This window comes from Pedobacter sp. B4419, assembly GCF_059693725.1.
Map to the genome: position 1 here is coordinate 2707537 of NZ_JCASSL010000001.1, position 24698 is coordinate 2732234.

General features: G+C 41.4%; 14 protein-coding genes. 1 reads left to right on the top strand and 13 read right to left on the bottom strand.

Annotated features, from left to right (window positions below; translation table 11 throughout):
* Positions 1-200: 200 nt before the first annotated feature.
* Positions 201-1532 (top strand): L-lysine 6-transaminase, encoded by a 1332-nt coding sequence (lat, locus tag AC570H_RS11280; RefSeq protein WP_497354755.1) that lies wholly within the window; start codon positions 201-203, stop codon positions 1530-1532.
* 77 nt (positions 1533-1609) lie between these two features.
* Here lat and AC570H_RS11285 read toward each other — a convergent pair whose 3' ends face one another.
* The 13 genes from AC570H_RS11285 to AC570H_RS11345 form a co-directional block, all read right to left on the bottom strand.
* Entirely contained in the window at positions 1610-3313 is a 1704-nt protein-coding gene (locus AC570H_RS11285; RefSeq protein ID WP_497354757.1) for an alkaline phosphatase family protein, read from the bottom strand.
* Between the two features lie 20 nt (positions 3314-3333).
* On the bottom strand, positions 3334-5250 hold the full coding sequence (locus tag AC570H_RS11290) for a M60 family metallopeptidase (RefSeq protein WP_497354759.1): 1917 nt from the start codon (positions 5248-5250) through the stop codon (positions 3334-3336).
* A 15-nt stretch (positions 5251-5265) separates the two neighbouring features.
* Positions 5266-7008 (bottom strand): hypothetical protein, encoded by a 1743-nt coding sequence (locus AC570H_RS11295; protein WP_497354761.1) that lies wholly within the window; start codon positions 7006-7008, stop codon positions 5266-5268.
* Positions 7009-7030: 22 nt separating this feature from the next.
* Positions 7031-8728 carry a DUF5008 domain-containing protein gene (locus AC570H_RS11300; protein ID WP_497354763.1) on the bottom strand — a complete coding sequence of 566 codons (1698 nt, stop codon included), beginning with the start codon at positions 8726-8728 and terminating at the stop codon, positions 7031-7033.
* 26 nt (positions 8729-8754) lie between these two features.
* A complete protein-coding gene (locus AC570H_RS11305) occupies positions 8755-9474 on the bottom strand; it encodes a fasciclin domain-containing protein (RefSeq protein ID WP_497354765.1) in 720 nt (239 codons plus the stop codon).
* A gap of 12 nt (positions 9475-9486) precedes the next feature.
* A complete protein-coding gene (locus AC570H_RS11310) occupies positions 9487-11007 on the bottom strand; it encodes a RagB/SusD family nutrient uptake outer membrane protein (protein WP_497354767.1) in 1521 nt (506 codons plus the stop codon).
* Positions 11008-11024: 17 nt separating this feature from the next.
* Complete coding sequence (locus tag AC570H_RS11315; RefSeq protein ID WP_497354769.1) at positions 11025-14186, bottom strand: SusC/RagA family TonB-linked outer membrane protein; 3162 nt, start codon at positions 14184-14186, stop codon at positions 11025-11027.
* A gap of 35 nt (positions 14187-14221) precedes the next feature.
* Positions 14222-15247, bottom strand: a complete 1026-nt coding sequence (locus AC570H_RS11320) for a DUF5007 domain-containing protein (RefSeq protein WP_497354771.1) — start codon at positions 15245-15247, stop codon at positions 14222-14224.
* A 7-nt stretch (positions 15248-15254) separates the two neighbouring features.
* Positions 15255-15929: a hypothetical protein gene (locus AC570H_RS11325; protein WP_497354772.1), complete on the bottom strand. Its 675-nt coding sequence runs from the start codon at positions 15927-15929 to the stop codon at positions 15255-15257.
* A 90-nt stretch (positions 15930-16019) separates the two neighbouring features.
* Positions 16020-17615 carry a RagB/SusD family nutrient uptake outer membrane protein gene (locus tag AC570H_RS11330; protein WP_497354774.1) on the bottom strand — a complete coding sequence of 532 codons (1596 nt, stop codon included), beginning with the start codon at positions 17613-17615 and terminating at the stop codon, positions 16020-16022.
* 20 nt (positions 17616-17635) lie between these two features.
* Positions 17636-20617 (bottom strand): SusC/RagA family TonB-linked outer membrane protein, encoded by a 2982-nt coding sequence (locus AC570H_RS11335; protein WP_497354776.1) that lies wholly within the window; start codon positions 20615-20617, stop codon positions 17636-17638.
* An 809-nt stretch (positions 20618-21426) separates the two neighbouring features.
* Entirely contained in the window at positions 21427-23310 is a 1884-nt protein-coding gene (locus tag AC570H_RS11340) for a redoxin family protein (RefSeq protein ID WP_497354778.1), read from the bottom strand.
* A 13-nt stretch (positions 23311-23323) separates the two neighbouring features.
* Positions 23324-24685: an acyl-CoA dehydrogenase family protein gene (locus AC570H_RS11345; protein WP_497354780.1), complete on the bottom strand. Its 1362-nt coding sequence runs from the start codon at positions 24683-24685 to the stop codon at positions 23324-23326.
* Positions 24686-24698: the final 13 nt, after the last annotated feature.

Here is a 24698-nt window from a genome sequence, read left to right on the forward strand (position 1 = left end):
TATAACCCTTCTTTTCTTGTCGGTTAAGTATAAATCAGCTTAAAAAGTTTTCCACATATGTGTAGTCTAAAATTGGTTTTTGTCTATAATCATACTTTAAACAGTTTAAACCTAGTTTTTGACTTTTTCTCAAAAAAGTGCTCAGATTTGATAATTTGGCACATTTAGTTACTTTTGAGAAACACCAAAATATAAATTTTATGTATCAACTTAGTGTAGCGCCAGACCAAGTGAACCAAACTTTGCAGCAACATATTTTAGCTGATGGTTTCGACCTGACCTATGATATGGAGAAAAGTACAGGTGCTTATATTTATGATTCGAAATACAAGCGCCAACTGCTCGATTTCTTTACCTGCTTTGCATCGGTGCCTTTGGGCTATAACCATCCCAAAATGATCAATGACGAGGCCTTTAAGCATAACCTTTTATTGGCAGCATTGGCTAACCCCTCTAACTCTGATGTTTACACTCAACAATATGCAGAGTTTGTGGCTACATTCTCCAAAGTTGGTATTCCCGCTTACCTACCTCATGCCTTTTTTATTGCCGGTGGAGCTTTAGCTGTAGAAAATGCCATTAAAGTGGCTATGGACTGGAAGGTTCAGAAAAACTTTGCCAAAGGCTACAAAGAAGAAAAAGGATTTAAAGTATTGCACTTTGAAAAGGCATTTCATGGTCGTACAGGCTATACCTTGAGCTTAACCAATACCCTGCCCGATAAAACCAAATGGTTTGCCAAATTCGATTGGCCAAGGGTATCGGTACCACAAGTGAAATTTCCATTGGCCGATGATAATTTAAAAAATGCGATTTCAAGCGAAGAAATCTCTATTGCTCAGGTAAAACAGGCTTTTGCCGATAATAAGGACGACATTTGTGCCATCATTATCGAGCCTATCCAGTCTGAAGGTGGCGATAACCATTTGCGTGAAGAATTTCTGATCCAGCTGCGTCAACTGGCTGATGAAAACGAAGCTTTTTTGATTTATGACGAGGTACAAACCGGTGTTGGCCTTACGGGCAAATTCTGGTGCCATGAACATTTTAGCGAAAAAGCCCGCCCAGATATTGTTGCTTTTGGCAAGAAAATGCAGGTTTGCGGTATTTTGGTAGGCAAGAAAGTGGAAGAAATCGAGACGAACGTGTTTAAGGTTCCTTCACGTATCAACTCTACCTGGGGTGGCAACTTGGTAGACATGGTTCGCTCTACACAAATTTTAAATATTGTACACGATGATCATTTGTGCAAAAATGCAACAGAGGTAGGTGCCTATCTAAAAGAAAGATTGACTGCACTCGCTAGCCAACATCCCCAGATGAGCAATGTGCGTGGCCGTGGTTTGCTTTGTGCCTTTGATTTCCCGAGCAAGGAAATCCGCAACAGCTTTATCCAAAAAGGAATGGAAAACAATGTGATGTTCTTAGGCTGTGGCAACCAAACCATTCGCTTCCGTCCGGCATTATGCATTGAGCAAAAACACATAGACGAAGGCATGGATGTAATGGAGAAAATATTGCCACAATTGTAGCCTACGCTAATGTTTCAAATAAAAAGCCCCGACCAATTGGACGGGGCTTCGCTTTTTTACCTAAATTTATTTTTAAACTACTTTAAAAATTCTAACTCAAATTGGTTCAAGAAGGGATTGCCATCAATACTAAAATCTGGCAAAATCTTAATGTTCATCCAATACAGCATGTTTGCTGATACTGCAGTTGGGGTAACCACAATAGATTTACCTGCGGCGTTAGGGTCTAAAGCTGTAGCCGGAGGTACATCCGTACCCATGGCTTTCCAAGAATAAGGTCCAGACAAGACCATATCATAACCACCTGGAGCCTTATTGGTTAAAATACTTTCAGTACCCTCATCAATTGGCCAAAAACCTTTTAAATTGGCATAATTTGGGTGCTTGGTAATATCTTTTAGCGAAAGATTTGCTAAAACAGCCGCATCGCTTAAAGCAACATTGAAATACTGCAGGTTAGCTGCATTGAAAGTAGCGCCACCAGAATTATCAACTTTAACAAATCCCAAAGTTAAAGGATTGACAACAGTTATACTTTTTTTACCCGCAATATCAGTTGTAGATTTAAGTACGCCATCCAGAAACATTTTCAATGTTCTTGCAGTTACTACATTTGACCCATTAAGTGTAGTTTTAATAGTCATAGTTAACGTATGCCATGCATTATCGGAAATAGAACCCCCGCCTGTATAGCCCCCATCTTTTCCTGCACCTCCGTTCAATGTTCCACCGGCATAGCCCCCGAAATTACTGCCACTTTGCAACCAAAGCCATCCAGTAATATTAGATTCACTCATGCCACTTGTTTTGCCCAAAAACCCAGGGTAGCTTTGGCCTCCGGCAAATTTGGTCTGTACCTGAATCGTCATATCCCCTTTATCACCAATATCATATAATCCATTGTCCTTGGGTACTATTGCATTTGAAAATCCAGTAAACTGAACAGTATTAAAACCTCTTTTTTGTAATTTTTCTTCTTTAAAGTTTTTGTTAGAAGCCATTAAAAATCCTAATTGTGGATTGCTGCTGCTGCCGCCATGGTTAGTGGTTACGATCACCAACCAATCTTCTTTGGCGTAGTTTTTTCTGGCTTTTACAGCGGCAAGGATATTGCCTACATATTCATCAGCTTTTAGAATGGCATTTTTGTAATTATCATTGGTGGCCACAAATCCTCCGTTTGCACCCGCAGCCTCTACGTCTCTAAGGTTAACCATCATTACGCCTAGGTTATCTTGCTTGTTCAAGATGTTGATGGTGCTGTCTTTAACGGCCAAATCGCTATTTGCCACTGGTGCAAAATCTGCATTTCTCAAATAAGTACGCAGATTAACCCATGGCGTTACAATAGCCGTTTTGGTAGCTTTGTATTGTGTAATGTAATCAAGTACGTTTCTGTAGGATACCACTGGGGCATGATCATCGCCACCTGGGTCTTGCGTGCGCTCAAAACTCTCTGCACTGATTTGATGCTTGGAATAACTTACGCCCGTTGCCATACTCACCCATGAAGAAGCATCGGTACCCACCCCACTTTTGAGCATCTCGTAAGAATATTTAGATGTTTTACGCAACTCTGTGATGATGGGTGGCGCAATGGTTTTGATCTCACTTCCGGTCACACCATCAATACTGATGACCAGCACTTTTCTTTGCACATCGCTAACAGGCTTTAGTTCTTCGAATATTGGTGGCGGATTGTCGTATTTTTTGCAACCACCCATCACTAGGCCAATCGTAATCACCAATGTTAGTGGCATTATTTTTTTTATAGCTTTCATCTATTAGAAATTTAAAATTATTATTCAACCACTCCCAGTTCTGCCAATGCAGCATTTTGCGTATTTGGCCATGAATTTTTAAGTACTACCCTGAAGTATCTGGCCTTGATAGGATTCGGAAAAGTATAGGTGTACTTTGCCGTTCCATTGGTAATTTGATAAGTTCCTATTGATGTATAGGTTACATTATCTATGCTACTGAATACTTCTATATCCTTTGGTCTACCATTACTGTTGTCTCCTCTTGGCACAAAGTAGATACCCTTAATGGTACGGCTTACAGTGGCATCAATGTTTAAAGTATAAGGATAAGCACCCAATGGAGCACTCGACCATCTAGAATGCCATATGGTTGAGTTATTACCATCTGTCATGGCAGAGGCTTCTGCTCCTGGCTCAACAGAACTGGCTGTAATAGTTATCGGCCAGGTAAAAGCGCCCGTACCTCCAGTCTTATTTAAAGGATTATAGGTCCATAGACGCGTATTTAAAAGAGGGTATTTAGCCGAAACCTTTGTTACTACGGCATCACTTACATTTATCCCCCAAGAATAAAAAAATGGATATAGATCAGTTTTCGCGTAATCAGAGAGCTTTTCATATACAAAATTGTGCATGGTAATGTCGCTGCTATTCAAGCGCTCGGCGTGTCTTGCCTGCGAGTATAAATAGGTCATTGCACCATAGCCATATTTTTCAAAGATCTGCACAAATGGGGTCATCCTTTTAAACGGATCGTTCATCGCGGCATCCGTATCAAAGTTTTTGACACCACCACCCGAGGCATAGGCAATAGCTTGAGGAAAACCGCTTGATACCGCCGGGTGCAGGATATTGTAATCGGCACCAATTCTATTCGCTACCTTAAAGCTGAACAGGTTATTGGTAGTTTCGCCTAGTGTGCTCCAGCTCCATACTTTGCCTTGCTGGCAGTTGTGTCCAAATTCGTGGTAGCTGCCCCACATGCCTTGGCTGGTAGAAATCTTTTTCAGACTGGAGAAGCTGCCAAACCATTCGGCATCATCAGTTCCTACAAAAGGGAAACCTGAGTGGCCATATCCAGCCGACAACTGAATATCCAATACCCCTCTCCATGGTCCTTGCGGACTACGGTCTTTCACATCAGATGCATTATCCGATAGGCCCATCCATCCGTTGTAATCCAGGTCAAATACATCATTCCATTTGGTCAATACTGCGGTTGGATTGGTTAAAGGTTCAGCAGAGCTGAAAGTAGCGATTACCTTTGCTCTTGGCATCAGGAAGATTACGCGCTTGCTTCTAAATTCCAACCATGGCACATTCGAAGCCTTTACTTTGGCCACCCAATCATCATCGGTGCTTTGGCCCAAGATAAAATCTGGAGAAACTACCGCATTAGAAATAGTAAATTCTACTGGATTAGGGTAGGCAAAACTAGCGTTGATGTAAATGGTACCTCCATAAAGGTTACGGATATAGTTTACGCCGGCATACAATTGTTTGCGCGTAAAAATTACCGGATCTCTTAACAAGGGATATTTACCGCCCAGGTTATCGGTTTGACCGCCAATCTGTACGCTCAAGCCTTCGATACCTGCCGGAACAACGATTTTCACCAACTCACCAGGAGCGGCATAATAACCTGTACTGAACTGAGGCTGAGGTGCCACAGAAATCCGCAGGTTATCTGTAGTTTGATCGGTAAAGTTTAGATCTAAAGTAAATTTGGCGTCTTTAACGCGAGGTTCGGCCTGGTCTACCAAACCCGGAAATACCCTAGCCTTAGCATACATCGATTTATCGATCAATGCCATATTGGTATCTATTTTACCAGTGGCTTCATTACCAGAATTATCAGGATAGCCATCTGGAATATTATAGCCATATTTTTTACAGGCTGCAGTAGCCAATAATAAAACAAGCACAAACAATTTAGTGAACTGATTAAGTTTCATCTCTTTTTAGTTTTATTATTTAGTTGGATAGTTAACTGTAGGGATATAGGCCTTGCCCATTAAATTCCATTGTGCGGGAACGGCAATATTCATCCAGTTGTAAATCAAAACCGGAATATCAACTCCGTTAGGTACTGCCATATAAGCCGCCTGTGAAATTTCAGGAGAAATGTTTGGAGAGATATCGCTAAAGGTTTTCCAGTTCGGAGTCCCAATATAGTTTAGGTCAACCCCTTTACCTGATGCCTCCTTAATTATATTCCCTTGGTTATCATCACAAGGCCAATAGCCAAGGAGATTGCCATAATATAAATCCGTTGGCCTCTTTATCGTTTTTCTCATATAAGGCAATAGATCTGCTTCGGGAATAGCAATATTATAAATGGCTACGTCCTTAATCAAAACATTAATTGTTCCGTTAGATTCTGTAGAATTAATATGGCCAAGCGTAAATGGAACTGTAGGCGCAGACATGTTAGCCGAACCCAGATTTAATTCCACGCTCATTTTATCATCGGTGTATATTTTGGCTTTACGACCACTATTGTTATAAATACGCATCGCCAACGTATGCCAAATGCCATCTCTTACCTTCTCTCCGCCAATTTGCGTTCCTGTACCTGCTACCTTCATCGTCCAGGTGTCTCCTGCCGAAAAGAATACCCAGCCAGAGGTACCGCTACCACTTTTAAAATCAGGGGTCTTTCCTATAAACGGAGGGTAAGCTGTTGAAGAATGATCCATTCTCACTTTTAGCATCACCGTAAAATCACCACTGGTACCAAAATCTCCAATGGTATTATTATTGGCCGTCGCAGCAGTAAAACTTCCATTGTTTCCTGAAAAATTTGGGGCAAAGCCTGTATAAGGCAAGCTATTGACACTAGGCTGATCTACCCGATTTGGACTAAATTTTGGGTTGTAAAAAACCAAGTAGGTATTTCTCGAAGCGTCGTTAAAGATGTTGTAACCTGGCAAGCCACCAGAAATGCTAGCACCCCCTTTATTAGAGGCGACAATCACCAACCAGTTTTCGTTAGCATAGCCTTTTCTGGCTTTTAACGCTGTCAATATCTCCCCAACGTAACCATCTAAAGTACTAATTGCACCGGTATAAGCCGGTGTACTTTCGGTATAGCCATTGGCTGCACCTGCGGCTTCGGCGCCATGAAATTGGGCAACCAATACAGAAGGATCGTTACTTGTCAATTCATTTATGGTAGCGTCTTTAACCGATTTATCATCGGGCAAGTTTTGCTTTACGCTTGCATCGGCAGCCAAATTATCATTAAAGGCCGCGGTAGATGCCAAAGAAACCGTCCTTACATTACCCAAGCTTTGTTTTAGTCGGGTAAAAATGGTTGGCGTAGTCTGTACATTGAGACCGGCAAAGCTTTCGCTGGTTACATTGTGTTTTGTATAATCTACCCCGGTTGTCATGGTGGTCCATGCTGCTGCATTGGTGATAGGGTTGAGCTGGTAATCGGCCAAACCATCATACGAATAAATGGCTTTGCTTGTCAGCTGCGTTAAATTAGGTGGTGCTATTGTTCTCACTACCGAACCACGCACGCCATCTATAATGATATATAAAACCTTTTTAGTGCCATTGCCAATTCCTGCCGTATCGTTTTTGAACGTTTGCGGCAATACATTATCAAAATCTTTATTACAGGCTGCGTTTAGCAAAATGAAGCCCAACAGGGATCCAATGCCCAATGTTTTTAAATTAAAAACCGATCTTATAATTCTTTTCATATTTTAATAAATTAAGAGCCCATTAATTAGAGATGATCAATCTGAGTACATTGTGAGGCAGTACGGTATTAAACCTCAGGATATCACCTACCAAAATCACCTGCGAGCCATTGGCTACCGGCGTTTCGATCATATCATATACACGGCCTTGAAAACCTCCGGTGTTGTTATAGCCCACGGCCAATTGTCCATTTGCTTCCAGCACCATAAATCCCTGGCGCAGGTAATCGCCATATTTGCTGAAAGAACCGGTTACCAAGATTTTGCCACTGTTCAGCTGTGCGGCGAAAGTAGCTGTACCACCTGTAATGGCCTGCCCTGTAAAAGTGCTCAGGTTGCTGCCATCGGCGTTAAGCAAGGCTAAGCCTGAAGCTGCTTTTCCATTAAAATTGGCAAAAGTACCGCTCACTACGATTTTATTGGTAGTGGCATTATACCTGATCGAATAGACATCGTTATCGGCTCCTGCACCAGCTAAAAAGCTGTTATCTACGCTTCCATTTAAATTAAGACGCACAATATGATTGGCAGGAATTCCATTAAAAGTACTGAAGCCTCCTACCAGGATCAATTTGCCATCGGCCTGCATTAGGGCATCCATAATGGCTCCATTCGCACCTGCAGCACTTTGACGGGTAGCTTTATTGTAATGAAATGTCGAATCCATAGTGCCATCGGCATTTACCCTTACCAATTGCTTCATTCTGGTTACGTCATATACTTTCTCGTCGTAAGAAGAGTTTGGAATGTACATCCTTTTGAAGTTCTGGAAGTTACCGATGATATATACCTGCTCTCCAAATACAAATGTCTTTCTCACTGTTCCATCCACACCTGCATTAAAGGATGAAATGGTATCTCCATTTTTCCAGGTTTGTTCTGGCTTAGGGTTAACAATAGGAACCAAAGAGTTTCCAGCCGCATCTTTATCCATAGATCTGATGGTATCTAATGTTCCATTGGCATTTAGCCTGGCAATGTTGTTTAAGGTTTGCCTGTTAGATCGGGTAGAATTATAACTGGTAAAATTTCCGGCAATAATATATTTTCCGTTTTGCGCTCCACTTGTAATCCTGTTGATCGAATAAATGGTTTTGGCACCACCACCAGCTCCTTTTCCAAAATTGATATCGTTGGTAATGTAAGCACCACCGGCATCAATTTGGGCAATACCTCCATTTGGCACTTTGTCGGTTCCTTTTAATTCGAAGCTATTGAATGCACCACCTACCCAAAACCGTCCTGTAGGCAATTGCTCTAGGTCGTAAACCGTACTTGAGCCATTGGTATTGCTTGCACCATTTACTATTTTAAATTGATCATCGACCACCACTTTTCCACCCACTTTAATTATAGGTCCAAAAAAGCTTTGTCCTTGTGCGGTAATCCACAAACTACCTGTACTGGCGGTTAATGGCACTTTAAAAGCAATAGTACTGTCGGTATAATTCAAAACTTCGGCTTCGATCTCGTTCACGTACAACTTGAAGTTGTCTTTGAATTTCATCAGCCCGTTTACTTTAAGGCTTAATGTGGCACCAGCCGTTACAATATCTGGATCTGTAGATTTAGAGATGAAGTTAATGCCCAATGCCTGCTTTCCGCCGGCGTAGGGATCTGGCCCTATTGCATTGTCTTTCTGGCAAGAAACGACTACCAAAATAAGCGCAAACACACTTAAGAGGGCTAGAGCAGATTTATATTTGATATGAGTTAACATTTTCTATGAGTTTACGGTAATAAGATCTATGGACTTGGGGGCAATATTCCGGCAGAAATCACCTGTTCTATAAAGGTGTCGGTGTTGAAACCGAAATTATGCTTGTTTCTGTTTAGTACATGCAATACACCATTGGTAGGCTGGATATCTGATGTAGCAACCGGAATGTTAACCAATGCAACCTGCGGATTTGACAAATCTGGGATATAGGCCAAATACAACTGGCGATAGCCTGCATAAGCTACACCTCCAGCATCGTTAAAGATGACACCAATATTCATGATACGGCCACTGTAAGAAGTATATCCCTGCCCCGGATAGGCGATGTACGATAGCGTATCGCGTTGCGGATAATCTTTGAGCAGGTACGAACCTTTAAAAACATATTGCGAAAGCGTATTTTTCCATACTTCGGGTTTGATCTGCTCTAGTTTAGACACGGTATCCTTGCCATTGGTTCGCAGATAGATATTCAATCTTTTAACTGATTTAAATATCGAACCGCTTGGTGGTGCAAAGAAAGTCACGTTTTCCTTGTCGATCACATCATTCATCCCAGCCAGGTTAATGACCCTTACCGTGGTATCGAACAAAGCTGGTTTGGATTTTAAATACTGCAAGATGCTGCCATTGTATTTTGCATCATGTACACCAGTATCAAAATAATACTTTTTGCAGCTTGCCAACAGCATTAATGCCGAAACAAGCATAAGCACTACTATTTTATTTCTGTTTTGCGTCTTCATCTCTTTAATATTTTAATTCCAATAATTATTTCCAACCAAATAAGGATTTGCGGAGCGTTCGGCTGCGCTGATGGTTAAAGGCCAAGTCCAGGCACCCGCATTGAAATTGCCCACCCCGATTGGGTTTTTGGCAAAATCAGAACTGGTTACTCTTTTGGTACGTACCAAATCGAAATAAAACTGGCCTTCTCCTATTAATTCCCTACATCTTTCCTTAAAAATATCCGCTTTCAAATCTTCACCCGTTGAAGTAATCGGGGTTGCCGCAGATGCAAGAGTTACTTGGTTGGCATATCCTCTGGCTACGTCTTCTGTGCCCAGCTCCGCTGCCGCTTCTGCAGCCAACAACAACATATCTGGCAACCTAAAAATAACCGCACTGTCATCATTTGTAATAGAGATTGATGAGCCTGTACCAGTGGTATAGGTATTGATGAATTTTTTAAACTGGAAACTTCCGTTTTCCGCATTGTAATTTTCAAACCATGTGGCCAATCTTGCATCTGAGCTCGAAGGAAAAAGTTTGGTGATGTAGTCTTTTTCGTAAGTCATAAAACTTGCGGTTTTTGATACCGTACCACGGTAAGGGAAATGCGAAAAGAAATAAGAGTAGTTGGCGGTTAATGAAAAACCCTCTCCATAATTTGCTTCCTGCAATACCGAGAACAAGTTTTCTGAACTGCGTCCTTTAAAAATTCTGAGTGTATTTTCTGGAGTTACCTGCAACACTTTATAATTGGTATAGGTTGCCATTTCTTCGGCCAGCAACAATACGTTTTTATAGTATTTTGTTTTATCTGAGGTATCCCAGGCGGCGGCCCACATATTCAAATGCATTAATAGCGCCACTGCACTTGCCCTTGTTGGCCTAAAGCCATTTAATGAGGCATCAGCATATGCAGTAGGCAGGTTGTTCTTGGCGGCCGTCATATCGGCAATACATTTGTTCATTACTTCTACCTGTGGGGTACGAGGCAATGCCGAGCTATGGTAAGCCTCGGTATAGTAAACCGCATCGCCATACAGCCTGCAAATAAACAAATAGGCCAGGTTACGCATGAAAACTGCTTCGGCCTTGTAGCGCAGTTTTTCGCTTTGCGATAGGTTGTTTGAAGGCACTTTATCAATCTCGCTGTAAAGGATGTTTGAAGCTGCTATCACATCGTAAAAACCTTTCCAGTCCATCAATTGCTTAAAGGCATTGTCATACCTGGTAGTACCAGAAACAACCGATTTAAGGTTATTGCTAATGAGGTTGTTAAAAGGATTTGTACCGTCGTTTTCCATGCTCACCACCTTTACGAAGTTACACCTGATATCGAGTGCCGGAAAGAACACACGGTCGCTTCCGCTTGCCACTTTATTTCTAAACAGGGTGTAAATGCCGTTGGTAAAGCCTTCGGCATCTTGCCTGGTTTTCCAGAAATTATTTCCAGAAAGGGCATCAATCGGTTCCACATTCAAAAATTTCTTACATCCTGGTGTTACAAAGACCATTACGGCCAGCACCAATGCATATCTAATATTTTTCATTTTCATAATTTCCAAGATTAAAACTCAACGTTTAAGCCAACAGTAAACTGCTTAGCAAGCGGATAGCCACCCGAACTATCTCTTCCCGCACTCGTTACGTTCTCTGGGTTTGGACCAGAATAGCGGGTAATAAAGCCCAAATTCGAAGCGGTAAAATTGATGCTCGCCCTATTCATTCCAAATTTTTGGCTAAATTTCTGGTTCAGGTTATAGTACAGCTTAACTGCATTCAGTTTAAAATAAGAGCCGTCTTCCTGAAACAGGGTTTGCGAATACCTGAACGGATTGATAATACTCGACCTTACAAAATCAAGCGGATTGGCATAGGTTGCATTACCTCCATTGGCTACCCAATAGTTGTACTCAGAAAGTGGCACCAATGCACCCAAGGTAGTTGGGTTGTTAAAGTTCAAAAACTGACTGGCCAAAGCATTGTTCAGGATATCGCGCTTGAAGGTGAAAGATGCATTCACTTCTAAACTCCAGTTTTTATACTGAAACAAAGAGTTGATACCTCCAGTAATCTGCGGTTGAGAGTTACCGGCAATCACCTTATCGTAATCGTTCAGTACATAATTGCCGTCTACATCGGTAAAGATCGGATCGCCAGCCTTAAAGTAGTTTAACCTGCCATTGGCGCCCACTCTATAAGGCAAACCAGTAATCGGATCGACAGGTACTTGGGCGTTTGTTCTATACACACCTTTTGTATTAAACAAGTAGTTAGACAAGGAACTGATCCCTAACCTGTAATAGGTATCCTGATCTAAGTTGGATATATCTTCGTAAATTTTCTCTCTTAACTTATCAGGAAGCGCTGCCAAAACCTCTCTATTGATACTCAAGTTGGCCGAAATGCTCCATTTAAATGGACTTGTGCTGCTTAACGGGCGGCCTGTTGCCTGAAATTCCCATCCATAGTTTACATTGCTCACTTCGTTTGAGGCAACTTTAGAGAATGAATTGGTATTAGACAGGTCTTTTTCCCAATATTGGTTATCGGTTTGTTTATAATAGGTATCGAAAGTAAAGGAAAGCCTATTGTTAAAAACACCGATATCAAAACCCGCATTATAGGTGGTAGACTTGGTTGGCTGCAAGCTCAAGTTAGGCAGCTTATCCACTTCTAAGATTACGGTATTTGAATTATTGTACCTATCGCCTGCATTATACCTGCCATACGCATCGTAGATATTACCAACTGGCTGAATGTTAGAACCGTAGCTCAAACGAATATCACCAAAATTCAACCATTTAAATCCGCTCATGAATTTCTCCCTATCAAAATTCCATTTCACAGCTACTGCCGGATTACGTTTAAAGCCGGTGTTAGGTCCGTTTGTTGAAACACCATCTGCACGATAGTTAAAGTCGAATACATATTTTTGCTTGTAGTTGTAAGAAAACTGGCCGGCAAATGCAATCGACCTAAAATCGTTATAGTCTATCGTTCCGCCCAATGAAGTCACATAATCTGTCATATTGGTCAATGGCCCTCTCAACTGGTCGTTTACCCCTCTCTGGTTCAAAATCGCATCGGCCTTAAAAAAAGAGGCATTCAATTCTGTAAAGGCGAAAATTGCAAAGTTGTGTGCATCTTCATCCTTTTCCTTAATAGAGTATACATATTGCACCTGGCTACGGTTGTATAGTTTCGTAGAACGATCGTTATAGGTATAGTACTGAGATTGGTTGCTGTTTAAAGCACCCGGAGAAAAATTATCCTTTGTGCTCGACTGGTTGGTATAGTTTAAGAACGTGGCCAATTTTAAATTGGGTATCAGTTCATATTCGGCATTAATCGTAGCAAAAGTGTTTAAAATCTTGTTGTCGTTATCGGTTGTTAAAGCCCCCAATACCGAGTTAACCGATGAATAGAGCGAGGGTGATGGCAAGAGCGAAGACGAGCTGCCCCCTGATGCCACTCCACTGTTGATCAATCCATTGCCACTTCCCGTTTGCTGCTTCTGTATGGAGTTGTTCAACTGACCTATCAGCTTAAATTTTCTGGTAGGGTTATAGGTCATGTTCATGTTTACATTGTAACGAGAATAGCCCGTATTTTCTTGGATACCCTTCTCATCATAAAGACCCAAAGCTACCTTATAGTTAAAAGCTACATCTCCCCCAGAAACGTTCAGGTTATGGGTTTGATTAAATGTAGGGCGGTAAAAATAAGACTGCCAATTGGTAGAGTTATTGTAATAGGCATTTAAGCTATCGGCCAAAAACGGCGTACCATTAATTAAGCCGATGGCATGGTTGGCTGTAGTATCATAACGCATGATCTGGTCAATCCTCAACAAACGCTCGCCCTTGCCACCAATTACCGAACGCAACTGAGGCACGGTTGAAAGAAAGGCCGATCCATTGTAGCGAACCACGGGAATTTTAGAGTTACCACGTTTGGTGGTAATCAAAATTACACCATAGGCACCGCGAGAACCATATAAGGCGGTAGCCGCTGCATCTTTTAACACCTCGATGTCTTCGATGTCATCTGGCGGAATTTGAGAGGCTGGAGAAACACCCGGACCTGCTTGTTGGAAGCCGTAAGAATAATTGGTATTGTCATCAACAGGAACCCCATCAATTACAAACAACGGTGAGGTTGGCGTAAGGAAGGTGGAGTTACCAGATCCTGATAAGCTGATGTTAGAAATACCACGAATTACAACCGAGCCCCTAAAACCTGGTGCACCCGTATTATTTTGGATATTCAAACCGGCAACTTTACCCTGCAAGAGCGAAATTACGTCGCCTGCCGGCTGCCCTTGGAGCTCTTTACCTGAAATCTTAACACTTGAACCTGTTGATAAGGTTTTTGACTTGCTGATATAACCCGCAGAGGTAATATTTACTTCTTTTAAGGTCGTATTGTCTGCGCTTAGGGTTACCGTAATATTGGTTCGGCCACCCACTTTAATAACTGCAGTTTTATAGCCGATATATTTAAAGACCAGTTCTGCATTTGGATCTACCGTAACCCTAAACTTGCCATCTGGATCTGTTTGGGCTACTACTTTGCCATCGGCGAGGATACTCACCCCGGGTATGGTTTCTTTTGATTTCATGCTGCCGTCAACCACTGTACCTGTAACCGCAATCTTCTGCTGAGCAAAGGCAAGCTGCTGAAAACCAAAAACCAATAAAATAGCTATGCTGTAAAAATACTTCATCGGAAATATGTTTTGTTGTGATCTATTTGTTTTCATTAATCATTGTCGAATTTTGGTTTGTCCCTCTTAAACCAGAAGATGATCTCCCAGTCGCCCTTCTCATAAATATTAAAGTTGAGTGCGATATAGCATTGCTGCTGCACGTTACCAAAAGCCTGTCTGTTGAACCTGAATACTGCCCTCGCCTGTTCGCCCGAAGTGGTGGTATATTTGGTAGGATAGCTGGTACAAGGAATTGGATAGGCTACATCATATTTTGCTCCTGTTGCATCTTTGATCAGATTAAAGCCATGAACTACGTTGGCCCAATCTGTAGCGGCAAACTTGTCGGGGTTGATCGTATTGAACAAAGTATCTACAAACCTGAATTTCACGCTGTTTCCATTGCCCACTTTGTTAAACAACACCTGTACGTCGTTTGAATTTAATGGCTGACCAGATCTCGTACCCGTGATATTCATTCCGGTTGGATTAACCGAAACCGAAGTAGCCTGGCCAGTAACCGGATCTAGGTTAGAGGGCTCGTAAGGGCGTTCTCTTAAAGGAGACAAGCGGAATTTTTGAAAATATTTTCTGCCTCCAGAATTCGACATTTCTACATCGAACACATAACCCGAATCGGGCTGTGCCTTGATCATGTTCGAATTGGCTGCGGCCCACATCATAAACTCTCCAGAGTGCGGACGGATCTCGAAAAGCTGATGGTTTTCTGTGGTGCGCTTGGCTTCAATTTCGGCCAGCGATTTTTCGGTACCGTCATAAGCCGTTTTCCAAACCTTTACCGGGTAAAAGTTAGTCAACTCTGGTGCAGGCTCTCCAGTAAAAGTACGCATGTTTACAATCTTGAAATCCAATGGCCTACTCGAATTGCCGTACTGAAAATTATTGGTAAAGAGCGTATTTCTGCCTAAAACCGGCTGATAGTTGTATTGTATAAACTGTGTATCGTTAGCTATTGATAACCTGGCATCTGGCAGATTCTTCTTGCACGATAAGAAAAGCATACTCCCTCCCAATAAGGTTAATAGTGCTTGTAATAAGTATCTCGTATTTTTCATCATTCTTAGGCTATTGATCTAATCTGTCTGTGAACTCGCCAAAACCAAAATTGTGCAAGGGGGTTAGGATATTGATGGTTGCATTAGTGGTTTTGATATTTACGGCATTGGTAGTGGTGGTGGTCCAAAAATCCTGGAAGTTAGAACCATAGGTATCACTAAAATTTAATACCGCCGGACCGCCACCAACATAGCCAGAAGAGCTCTGTCTGATGTACCTGATGTGCATCGGATAGTTGATGATGATCGAATTCAGCAATAACCCGTCGGCGCTGTTAATAAATGCATCTGAGCCTCTATTACCCCTGATGATATATTTACAGGTCATAAAGCCTAATTCATTAATGTCGGCTGTGCTCAAATAGATAGGATCCTTGCCCTCAGCCTTACGTTGTAAATTCAGGTATTTGATAGAGGCCTCAAAATTCTTGTTTACTGGTGCAAACAAGGTAATTTTGCCGCTGGTGATAGAATCCTTCAAAATTGGAATACGCTCTAAAACCAGCAATAGCGAATCGAAAGTGCCCGGTTGCGACTTCAAATAATCAAATGCCGAACCATTAAAAGTCTGAACCGTATTTTTATAATCATAAAACTCCGATTCGCTTTTTTTACAGGCGCTCATGTATAGGCAGCACAGAGCCAAAAGAACAAATGCGCAATTTCTATATAATGTATGTTTCATTTTTTTATAGTTTTTTTTCAGTGGTAATGAAGCTGTCATGACTTAAGTTCTTTGTATGACGGTTTCATTGTCATCTATTTTATCTGTCAACTATTGCCAATATGGATTTTGAGTGATTAAGGAATTGGCATTGATTACATCTTGCGATACCGGCCAATAAATGCCCCCTGCTGCCTCAAACTGCTTAAAAGTCATTGGCACGCCATTCTTAGTGGCAAAAGTTCCATTGGAGTTTTTGATCCGATTATACCTTATAATGTCATACCATCTCCAGCCTTCGCCCATCAACTCCCTTCTGCGTTCTTTAAAAATGGCATCGATCAGGTCTTCGCTAGAGCTCGATTGATAAACCTCAAATCCTCTTTGGTCGGCGGCTTTGTTTAAAGCACTAATAGCCGCTTCGCGCTGACCTAAAACTGCTAAGGCTTCAGCTCTGAGCAAGGTAATTTCTTCCATTCGGCTAAATACCATTGATGAACTGAACAAGGTTACGTTGCCCGATGTATTGCTTGGATAGATAACCTTAATCTTACTAAATACGGGTTGTTCCGATTCGAAGTTGGTGAAGTAGTTTTTCCTATAAGTGTTCGTAATAAAGTCATAGCTAAAGCGAAGATCGTCGGGATTGGTAAAGATCTTGATGATGCTATCTTTAGGCACAAACATTTCTGGCTGTACTTTCGGAATATATGGGGCAGCCAGGGTTAATTGTTCGATATGGCCATTGGCGGTAGAAAGTCCGCTACCTGCCTCAAATGCAAATCCCACAATCAACGTGGCCCTTTTATAGGCAAAAGGACTGTTGTACTCATTTTCTGTCAACTCGCCCATACCGATATAACCCAGTCCATAACTGCCATCTCCGCTTGACATGGCATAATTTTCGGTACAGAATCTGGTGTACTGCTCACAATCTAGATAGTTGCCTTGCCAAGCTGCAATGTGCGCCAATATATCATAAGCTGAAATTCTGGTAAAAACAATACCGTTCCAGCTCGGCCAGTTGGCACCATAATATAAACCTGGCATAATTGGGTCGGTACCGCCATACCTAAACGGAGCTACTTTTGCTGCTGCTAACAATTCACTGGTACAAAACGACAATATCTTGTCTTTTGACGTTCGTGGCAATTTTACAAAGTCGCCATCATGTGAGGAGGTCAACAATGGCACATCTCCCCAAAGCCTTACCATATAGAAATAGGCAAAGGCCCTGATCATCCTGGCTTGTGCAATATCTACATTGTTGTTTAATTCGGTATAGCGCTGGTCGCGAGACACAATCTCTTTCGAACGTTCGATGAACAAGCTTGCCGCATTTACCGCTGCATAAAACCTTCTCCAATTGGTAATTCGATTAATTACCGGATAAGATGCATTCAGCTGTCCATTAACAATCGCTTTTAAATCCGCACGATTGGTAATCGTAAAATCTCCTTGTCTCAAATCGCCCATTAGCCAATGGGTATTATCTGATACCGTTGCCGAACGGATCAAGCCATAAGCAGAGAGCAAATTGGCTTTTGCATCCTCTAAGGTTTTCCAGTTGGTTTCTTCGGTTGCCAGTCTGGTCGACTGTACATCGTCAATTTTCTTACAAGAGAAATTGCCCAAACCAATAAGGAACAATAGCATTCCAATAGAGATTTTATAAAAACCGTTCCTTTTATTGATCATATTATTCATATCGTATCGCTATAATATTTTTATAAATCCAGTTTTAAGCCCAGTACAAATGTTCTTGGGATCGTTAAATTAGCTCCATCATAAAAGCCGTTATAGTTGATCAGCTCTGGATCGACACCGGTAAACTTTGTGATGGTAAATAAATTCATTGCCGTAGCATAGAGGTAAGCCCTTCTTATGCCTTTGCCCGAACTCCTGTTGAAAAGTGAAGTTTTGCTAAAATCGTAGCCAAGCGTTACCGATCTGAGTTTCAGATACGACGAGTTTTCTAAGAACAAATCCTGATCGGTACGGTAAGCATCCACATCGCTCCATGGGTTATAGATCGGATAGGTTTTTTCGTTGTCAAAGGTTTGCCATGAAGAAACTTCCTTAACCGAATTGATGTCGTTGCCAGCTTCGCGGTTCACGAAACCATAACGGGTGGCCTCGAATTGGTTAATTGATTTTTGGCCTAAGGCAAAGATGAAATTGAAATTAAGGTCGAAGTTTTTATAGCTCAGGGTATTGTTCCAGCCACCAACAAATTTTGGCAACCTATCGCCTGTTAAAACTTTGTCTTTGTTGTCTATCCTGTTATCGCCATTGTAATCAACCCATTTCGGGTCGCCGGCTTTCATTGGAATGCCGTTAAAAGTCATTCCTGTTGGCACTTCGGCATTGGTGTTGTAAATGCCATTGTTAGTATACAGCCAGAAACTGCCTACAGGCTTGCCCACCACCAATTTGTTATCGGTATTGTAAATGAGTTCCTTTACGCCGTTTGGCAATGCAGCAAGCTCATTTTTGTTATAATTAAAATTTAATCCCGTACTCCAGCTGAAAGATTTTGGCTGATCGATAATTACGCCGTTCAATAAAAGCTCTACACCTTTATTATTAATGTCCATGCCCGATTGGTAATTGGCAGTGTATCCGTTTTCAAGCGGCACCGGCAAACCGATAACCTGATTTTTATCGTTACGGTTATAAAGCGTAATCGCGGCATTCAATCTTCCTTTCAGTGCAGTAGCATCGATAGTTAAGTTGGTTCTATCGGCATAAGGAAGGCTAATGTTATAACCGATAAAACCGCTGTCATAGGGCCTGTTGATACCCAAACGGCCACCGTAGCCAGGAATGGTAGGTTCTTCAAACCATCCATTTTCCGAACGGTACTGTGGTCCAGCAGCAAAACGGTCGTCTTGGAAAATCCTAAGCGTACGACCCCAACCTGCACTCAAATGCAAATTGTCAAAGAAGGTTTTGTCTTTAAAAAACTGTTCCTTTAAATTCCATTGGGCATTAAAGGCGGGCGTAGTTACCCACCTGCTGTCTGGCTGACCGTTAGAAGAACCGTCTCTCCTTAACAATGCACTCAAGGTAAGCAGGTTTTTATACTTGTACTTTGCCGAAGCATAAAGAGAAAACAAATTGTTTCTTTCTTTATCGATATACCTGAATACATAAAAACCATCTCTCGCCAAAGTATTTAAATAGTCATCATCGCCAGCATTGCCTTCAACAATGTTCAATTTCACATAGTCGTTAGGTCCATTGTAAGCCCTGGCATAATTGTATTTATAAGTATCGCCCTGAAAACTTTGGCCTATTTCGAAATCGATGCTATGTTGGGCATTAACCTCGTATTGATAAGTAGCATAGTTGTTTAGCAACAAACGCTGGCTGTAACCAAAGTAGTTAGACACATAACTCACGCCATCCATTAAGGTAGACGGAGTAAAGTAATCTCGGATCCCTTCGTTGTAATCGAATCCGAGGCTCGAAGTAATTACGATCTTATTTACTTTCGCGCTCAGCGTCAGGTTTCCATTTAAAATGTTAGAGCGGTTATCATCAACATTGCGGGCACTTTCGTCCAAATAGCCCGAATAAATAGAGGCATTTGGAGAAAGCGGGCTACTCAAATCAGGAATATACCTAGTTTCTGCAAAACGATCTCTTAAACTTTTGTTCCTGTTTCTATCCAAGCGAGCTGTATTTATCGTGCTCGATACGGTAAGCCATTCAAAAGGAGCCATGTTGATACCAAAAAACAAGTTATACCTGTTGATATTAGTGTCATCGGCATTACCAGCGTTTTTAGTTCCCGAACCAAAGAATCTGAAATTGGCACGTTCGCTACCACCGGTAATTCCTAAATCCGCCGAGAAGGTTGGCGTACTTTGATAGTACAAATCATTCCAGTTAGAAGGACCATAATAAGCGGTGTTTGTCGAATCCCTTAAATAAGAGGCATAGCTTGCATAATTTGAAGCATTGGCATATTTCTGGTAAAAAGGCTTGCGAAAATTATTTTCATAAACCCCGTTTACCGTATTTACACTTGGCGCGGCTACATAACCAAAATAAGAGTTAAAGCTAATGTCTCTCACCCCAGCCTTTGCGTTTTTGGTTGTAATATAAATGGCGCCATTGGCCGCATTTGGACCCAACTTGGCCAATTCGTAAGGGTCTTTCACTACAACAATTGATTGGATGTTATCTATATTAACCTGAGATAGCAGGTTAGTTGCCGGGCCTACCCTGTTGTAATCATATTTTTGGATATCAAAAGCAAAGGGATTGTCTTGAACCAAAGGCACCCCGTTCAAATAAACGGCGGGTTGCAAGGCATAAATGTCTTTTTTGGCGAACAGCAAACCCGAGGCGCCCTGAACAATCATACTCTGCTCCGTTCCTGGCTCTCCATTGGGCTCCTGAACATATACACCTGCCAAGCTTCCTTTAATAATCTGCTGCAAAGACAAATTTGGAACCGGGGCAGACGAACGGATATTGATCGTATCGCGGTTGGCTTTAAATTTTTGTAGGTTTTTGATCATTTGGCCAATGGTATCGACCGATTGCGAAGTAGCAGCATTGGCTTTCTTGGAAGTATCCTGCTGAAAAGCAAAATAAGCTTTGGCTACGTGATGACTTGTATAATTGGCATATACGGTCATCGGTCCAAAAACAGCTACTAAAAAGAAACAGCAAATGCACGTAAAAATTTTAGTCATTTTTATTTTTTATTAATAAGTGGATCGTACGTAATGGAAAGAACTGAAGTCCTTTTAGGGGTTGGCGCTATTTTAAGCGTTGCAAACTATACACTGGCCTAAGCAAGGGCTGTACAATAAAAAAGCATGTAAAATGGGAAAGTAGATTTCTCTTCATATCGGATTTAGTTTAAGTTGGTTGTTGGTTGGTTCGTGGTTCTTCATCAAATGAATGTGTCGCTTACTGTCATTTAATAATTAACCAACAGTTATTTTACTTTCATTTGATATTGCAATTTGTTTATTAAAAACAATTTTATATTCATTGGATACTACGCAAACGTTTGTTAATATCTTACCGCTTTAAGCTAAAATACTTTCATTCTAGCCGATCAATCCGCGGTTATTTTACCGCATTGGCATTGAAGTACTTAGTGAAGAAATCTGGAAGATATGTTCGATTTTTTGACAATGCCTAGGCATTTGTATTTTTTTGGGGAATGCAAATCGGAGAATGACTTTTTGCAAAGCGCACATTTTCGAATGAGTAAAACAAAACATCCTTAATCAATTAAAAGGAAATAAAGTTAAACCTACACTTAACGCAAACGTTTGTTAAATATGCTTAAAATGCATATTTAGGCCAAATTGTATTGTGACCGCCGTTTTCTCTTCCACACAAATGTTTGCCAAAAGCTAAAAAAAGCGATTAATATTCGTCAAAACAGCACCATAAAACGTTTTATGAATCAAAAGGCATTAAGAATCGCGAAAATCGGCACAAAAAAGTGCCTTTAAAGAAATTTTAACTGCAAAGCAGAAACCAAATTTTATTTGCCAATTACATCTTTCAGGGCTAAGGCAAGTTTGGATTCCATTATGGGACCTTCGAAACCTACGGTACGATATTGGATTTTCCCTTCAGCATCGATAACAAAAGTTGAAGGAATAGTAGTTACATTAAATGCTTCTGCCAGCTTACGGTCATTATAGTAAATCGGAAAAGTAAAGGACGCATTCTTTGCCCAGTTCATGGCGTCTTGCAATGAGTTTTTCGAACCTGAATTCATGATCATAAATACCACATCTTTCTGGTCTTTATATCGATCATATACTTTTTGCATGTAGGGAAAGCCTTCGATACAAGGCACACACCAAGTGGCCCAAAAATCCAAGACAATGGTTTTGCCTTTTAATTGTGTAGGATCTACCAGCTTTCCTTTCATATCGTATACATTGCCAAAAGCTGGCGCTGGTTTGTTTATCCTGGTAGCTTGCAGCTTTGGCAGGTTTTCGCTTTCCCAATCGCGTTGTAATGAACTCAATTGTGCTTCAAAGCCTGTGGTGCTGCCATTGTAGGCGATGTAATTTCTTTTAAAGTTAGCGAGCACGGCAGAATCAACAGGCATCTGCAGCAAGATTTTGCGATAGGCATCAAACGCCAGTCTCGAACGTCCGGTTTGCTCATACAAATAACCCAGGTTCTGATACACCGCTATATTTTTTGAAAGGCTTAAGGCTTCTTTTAAGGTTTGCTCGGCCAAATCATATTTTTGCTGCCTTACATAAATGCTACCGATAATTGATAGGATTTCTCCCTTTTGCTGCTCAACCAGAGTTTCCTTATTGGCTACATAGCCTGGGATATAGCCATATTCTGGAAAATACCTGATTACCCCAAAAGGATAATCGTTTACTTTTCCAAGCGACATTTCTGCATACATTTTAGCCGTATCCAAGGCCAGATTATTTTCGGTTAGCGTTACTGCCAATTCTTTCAGTTCCCTAGGCAACCAAGGGTTTTGTACGGCTGCTACGCCACGTGCATGCAATAGTGCTTTTTGTTCGTTCCCAGCTTTGGCATAGTGTTCAAAAAGGCTTTGGTGTATACCCGAAACACTAGAGCTTTCGCCTTGGGTTGTGTAAGACAGCAACGTTTCTAGTTTCTTTACCTTTTCTCGCTCGTCTTTGGTTTTATAGGCGATTTCATATAAAAACTCATAAGCTACTTCAGACCGCGGATACTTTTTGAGCAATTGCTCCCTTAGTGTATCCAGCCTTGCATTTTCACCCATGATTAAATAACCCATGGTCACCTGATTAACGTTACCCATATCCGTTGGATTTTCATTTAATTTCTGCTCGATGATAGCCAAAGCACTTTGAAGGTATTTTTGGGCATTAATTTTGTCATCAGCCATCCGATTAGCCAACTGCCTTAATTTGGCGGCATAGTTTTGAGGATAAAGCTCCAGTTCCTTACTAATCAACTGATTGGTCTTGATTTTTATCGAATCTGATTTTCCCATCTGCGCACTTAGGCTATACGATTTATACAAGTAGGTATCAAATACCGGCTTGTCATCCTTATAAAAAATCAGATCGTAGTGGCTTTTGGCATCTGGTCTGTAAATGCTATCGCCCTGTTTGATATAAAAAGAGGCGTATTTGGCATACCTTGGAATAACGAACGAAGTTTCCCAGCGTTCGCCATTTTGCGCCAACGTTAAAGCGGTAGGCATTTCATAAAAATTGCTATAGCTCCATACCAGTATCGGTTTGTCTTTGAGCACAGGCATTTTAGGCATAAAACTAATGGTCAGTTTTTGCCCTATCTGCGGTTTTTCTGGAACAATTTGAATCAGTTCTTTTTGGGCAAAGCCCGATAGGCCAATTAATAATAGGCTAAACAAGAGGAGATAACGTAAATTCATACGTTAAAAATAATTAAACAAAAGCAGAAAAACCAGTAATGGCCCTGCCTACAATAAGCGTATTGATTTCCTTGGTACCCTCGTAAGAGTAAATCGCTTCTGCATCGGCTACGAACCTGGCTACATCATATTCCAACAAAATTCCGTTGCCCCCCATTACCTCGCGCGCCCTGCTCACAATATCGCGGGTGCGCATCGAACAAAACACTTTGGCCAAAGAAGCATGTTCGTCGGTAAGCATACCCTGATCTTGCAATTGCGACAAACGAAAACACAGTGTTTGCATGGCGGTTAAGTTAGAAAGCATTTCTACCAAATGGTTTTGGATAAGCTGAAAAGAAGCAATGGGCCTGCCAAACTGTTTCCGTTTTTGGGTATAGGCCAGCGCAGCTTCATAGGCTCCACGGGCACAGCCCACCGCTTGCCAAGCTACCCCTGCCCTTGTCATCCGCAGTACTTTGGCTGTATCTTTAAACGAGTTGGCGTTTTGCAAACGGTCCGCTTCGTCAACCTCGCAGTTTTCTAAGGTAATAAGGCCGTTCTGCACGATACGCAAAGCCATTTTATCCATTATTTTGGCTACAGAAAACCCTTTGGTTCCCTTCCTCACCAAAAATCCTTTGACTTGGTTATCGTCGAGATCCTTTGCCCAAATTATCGTTACATCTGCGAATGTGGCATTGCCGATCCATTTCTTTTGCCCATTTAAAATCCATTTGTTGCCCTGTCTTTTTGCCGTGGTCCCCAAGCCCCCTGCAGTGCCGGAACCTACCTCGGGTTCAGTCAATCCAAATGCACCAATCTTTTTAAACTGTTGCATTTCTGGCAACCATTCCTGCTTTTGGGCTTCAGAACCCAATAAATAGATAGAGCCCATGCTCAAACCGCTCTGCACGCCAAAGAAAGTAGAGATTGAAGTGTCAATCCTGGCCATTTCCATTGCCAAAATACCTTCCATTACATTAGACTTGCCTGCACATCCATAGCCCTGATAGGTTAAACCACAAATATTCAGCGTAGCAATTCTTGGAATAAGTTCAAATGGAAATTCGGCTTTTAACCAATACTGGTTAACGATAGGTTTTACTTCCTTTTCTAAAAAAGCCCTTACTTCCAATTGCAAGGCTCTATCGGAATCTTTTAACGCTTCATCTCCCAAATGATAAAAATCTCCTTCGATGGCTGGCAAGGACTTTTTTTTGCCTTTTGAAGACATGAGTTTCATCAAACCCTGCCATTGCTCATCATCCAGGTTACCAGCTGCATCTAGCATCTGTGCCAAATTCACCTTTTTTGACAAGGCATTCAGTTTGTCAAAATCAACGGATTTAAAGAGTTGATACGCATTTTTTAAAGAGGAAAAAAGATTAGACATAACAAAGGGGTTT

What these genes read in the sequence shown, in the direction of transcription:
- AC570H_RS11340 (WP_497354778.1), bottom strand. Translation starts at nt 23,310, where the DNA reads ATGAATTTACGTTATCTCCTCTTGTTTAGCCTATTATTAATTGGCCTA.
- AC570H_RS11330 (WP_497354774.1), bottom strand. Translation starts at nt 17,615, where the DNA reads ATGAATAATATGATCAATAAAAGGAACGGTTTTTATAAAATCTCTATT.
- AC570H_RS11290 (WP_497354759.1), bottom strand. Translation starts at nt 5,250, where the DNA reads ATGAAACTTAATCAGTTCACTAAATTGTTTGTGCTTGTTTTATTATTG.
- lat (WP_497354755.1), top strand. Translation starts at nt 201, where the DNA reads ATGTATCAACTTAGTGTAGCGCCAGACCAAGTGAACCAAACTTTGCAG.
- AC570H_RS11300 (WP_497354763.1), bottom strand. Translation starts at nt 8,728, where the DNA reads ATGTTAACTCATATCAAATATAAATCTGCTCTAGCCCTCTTAAGTGTG.
- AC570H_RS11315 (WP_497354769.1), bottom strand. Translation starts at nt 14,186, where the DNA reads ATGAAGTATTTTTACAGCATAGCTATTTTATTGGTTTTTGGTTTTCAG.
- AC570H_RS11320 (WP_497354771.1), bottom strand. Translation starts at nt 15,247, where the DNA reads ATGATGAAAAATACGAGATACTTATTACAAGCACTATTAACCTTATTG.
- AC570H_RS11335 (WP_497354776.1), bottom strand. Translation starts at nt 20,617, where the DNA reads ATGACTAAAATTTTTACGTGCATTTGCTGTTTCTTTTTAGTAGCTGTT.
- AC570H_RS11325 (WP_497354772.1), bottom strand. Translation starts at nt 15,929, where the DNA reads ATGAAACATACATTATATAGAAATTGCGCATTTGTTCTTTTGGCTCTG.
- AC570H_RS11345 (WP_497354780.1), bottom strand. Translation starts at nt 24,685, where the DNA reads ATGTCTAATCTTTTTTCCTCTTTAAAAAATGCGTATCAACTCTTTAAA.
- AC570H_RS11295 (WP_497354761.1), bottom strand. Translation starts at nt 7,008, where the DNA reads ATGAAAAGAATTATAAGATCGGTTTTTAATTTAAAAACATTGGGCATT.
- AC570H_RS11285 (WP_497354757.1), bottom strand. Translation starts at nt 3,313, where the DNA reads ATGAAAGCTATAAAAAAAATAATGCCACTAACATTGGTGATTACGATT.
- AC570H_RS11305 (WP_497354765.1), bottom strand. Translation starts at nt 9,474, where the DNA reads ATGAAGACGCAAAACAGAAATAAAATAGTAGTGCTTATGCTTGTTTCG.
- AC570H_RS11310 (WP_497354767.1), bottom strand. Translation starts at nt 11,007, where the DNA reads ATGAAAAATATTAGATATGCATTGGTGCTGGCCGTAATGGTCTTTGTA.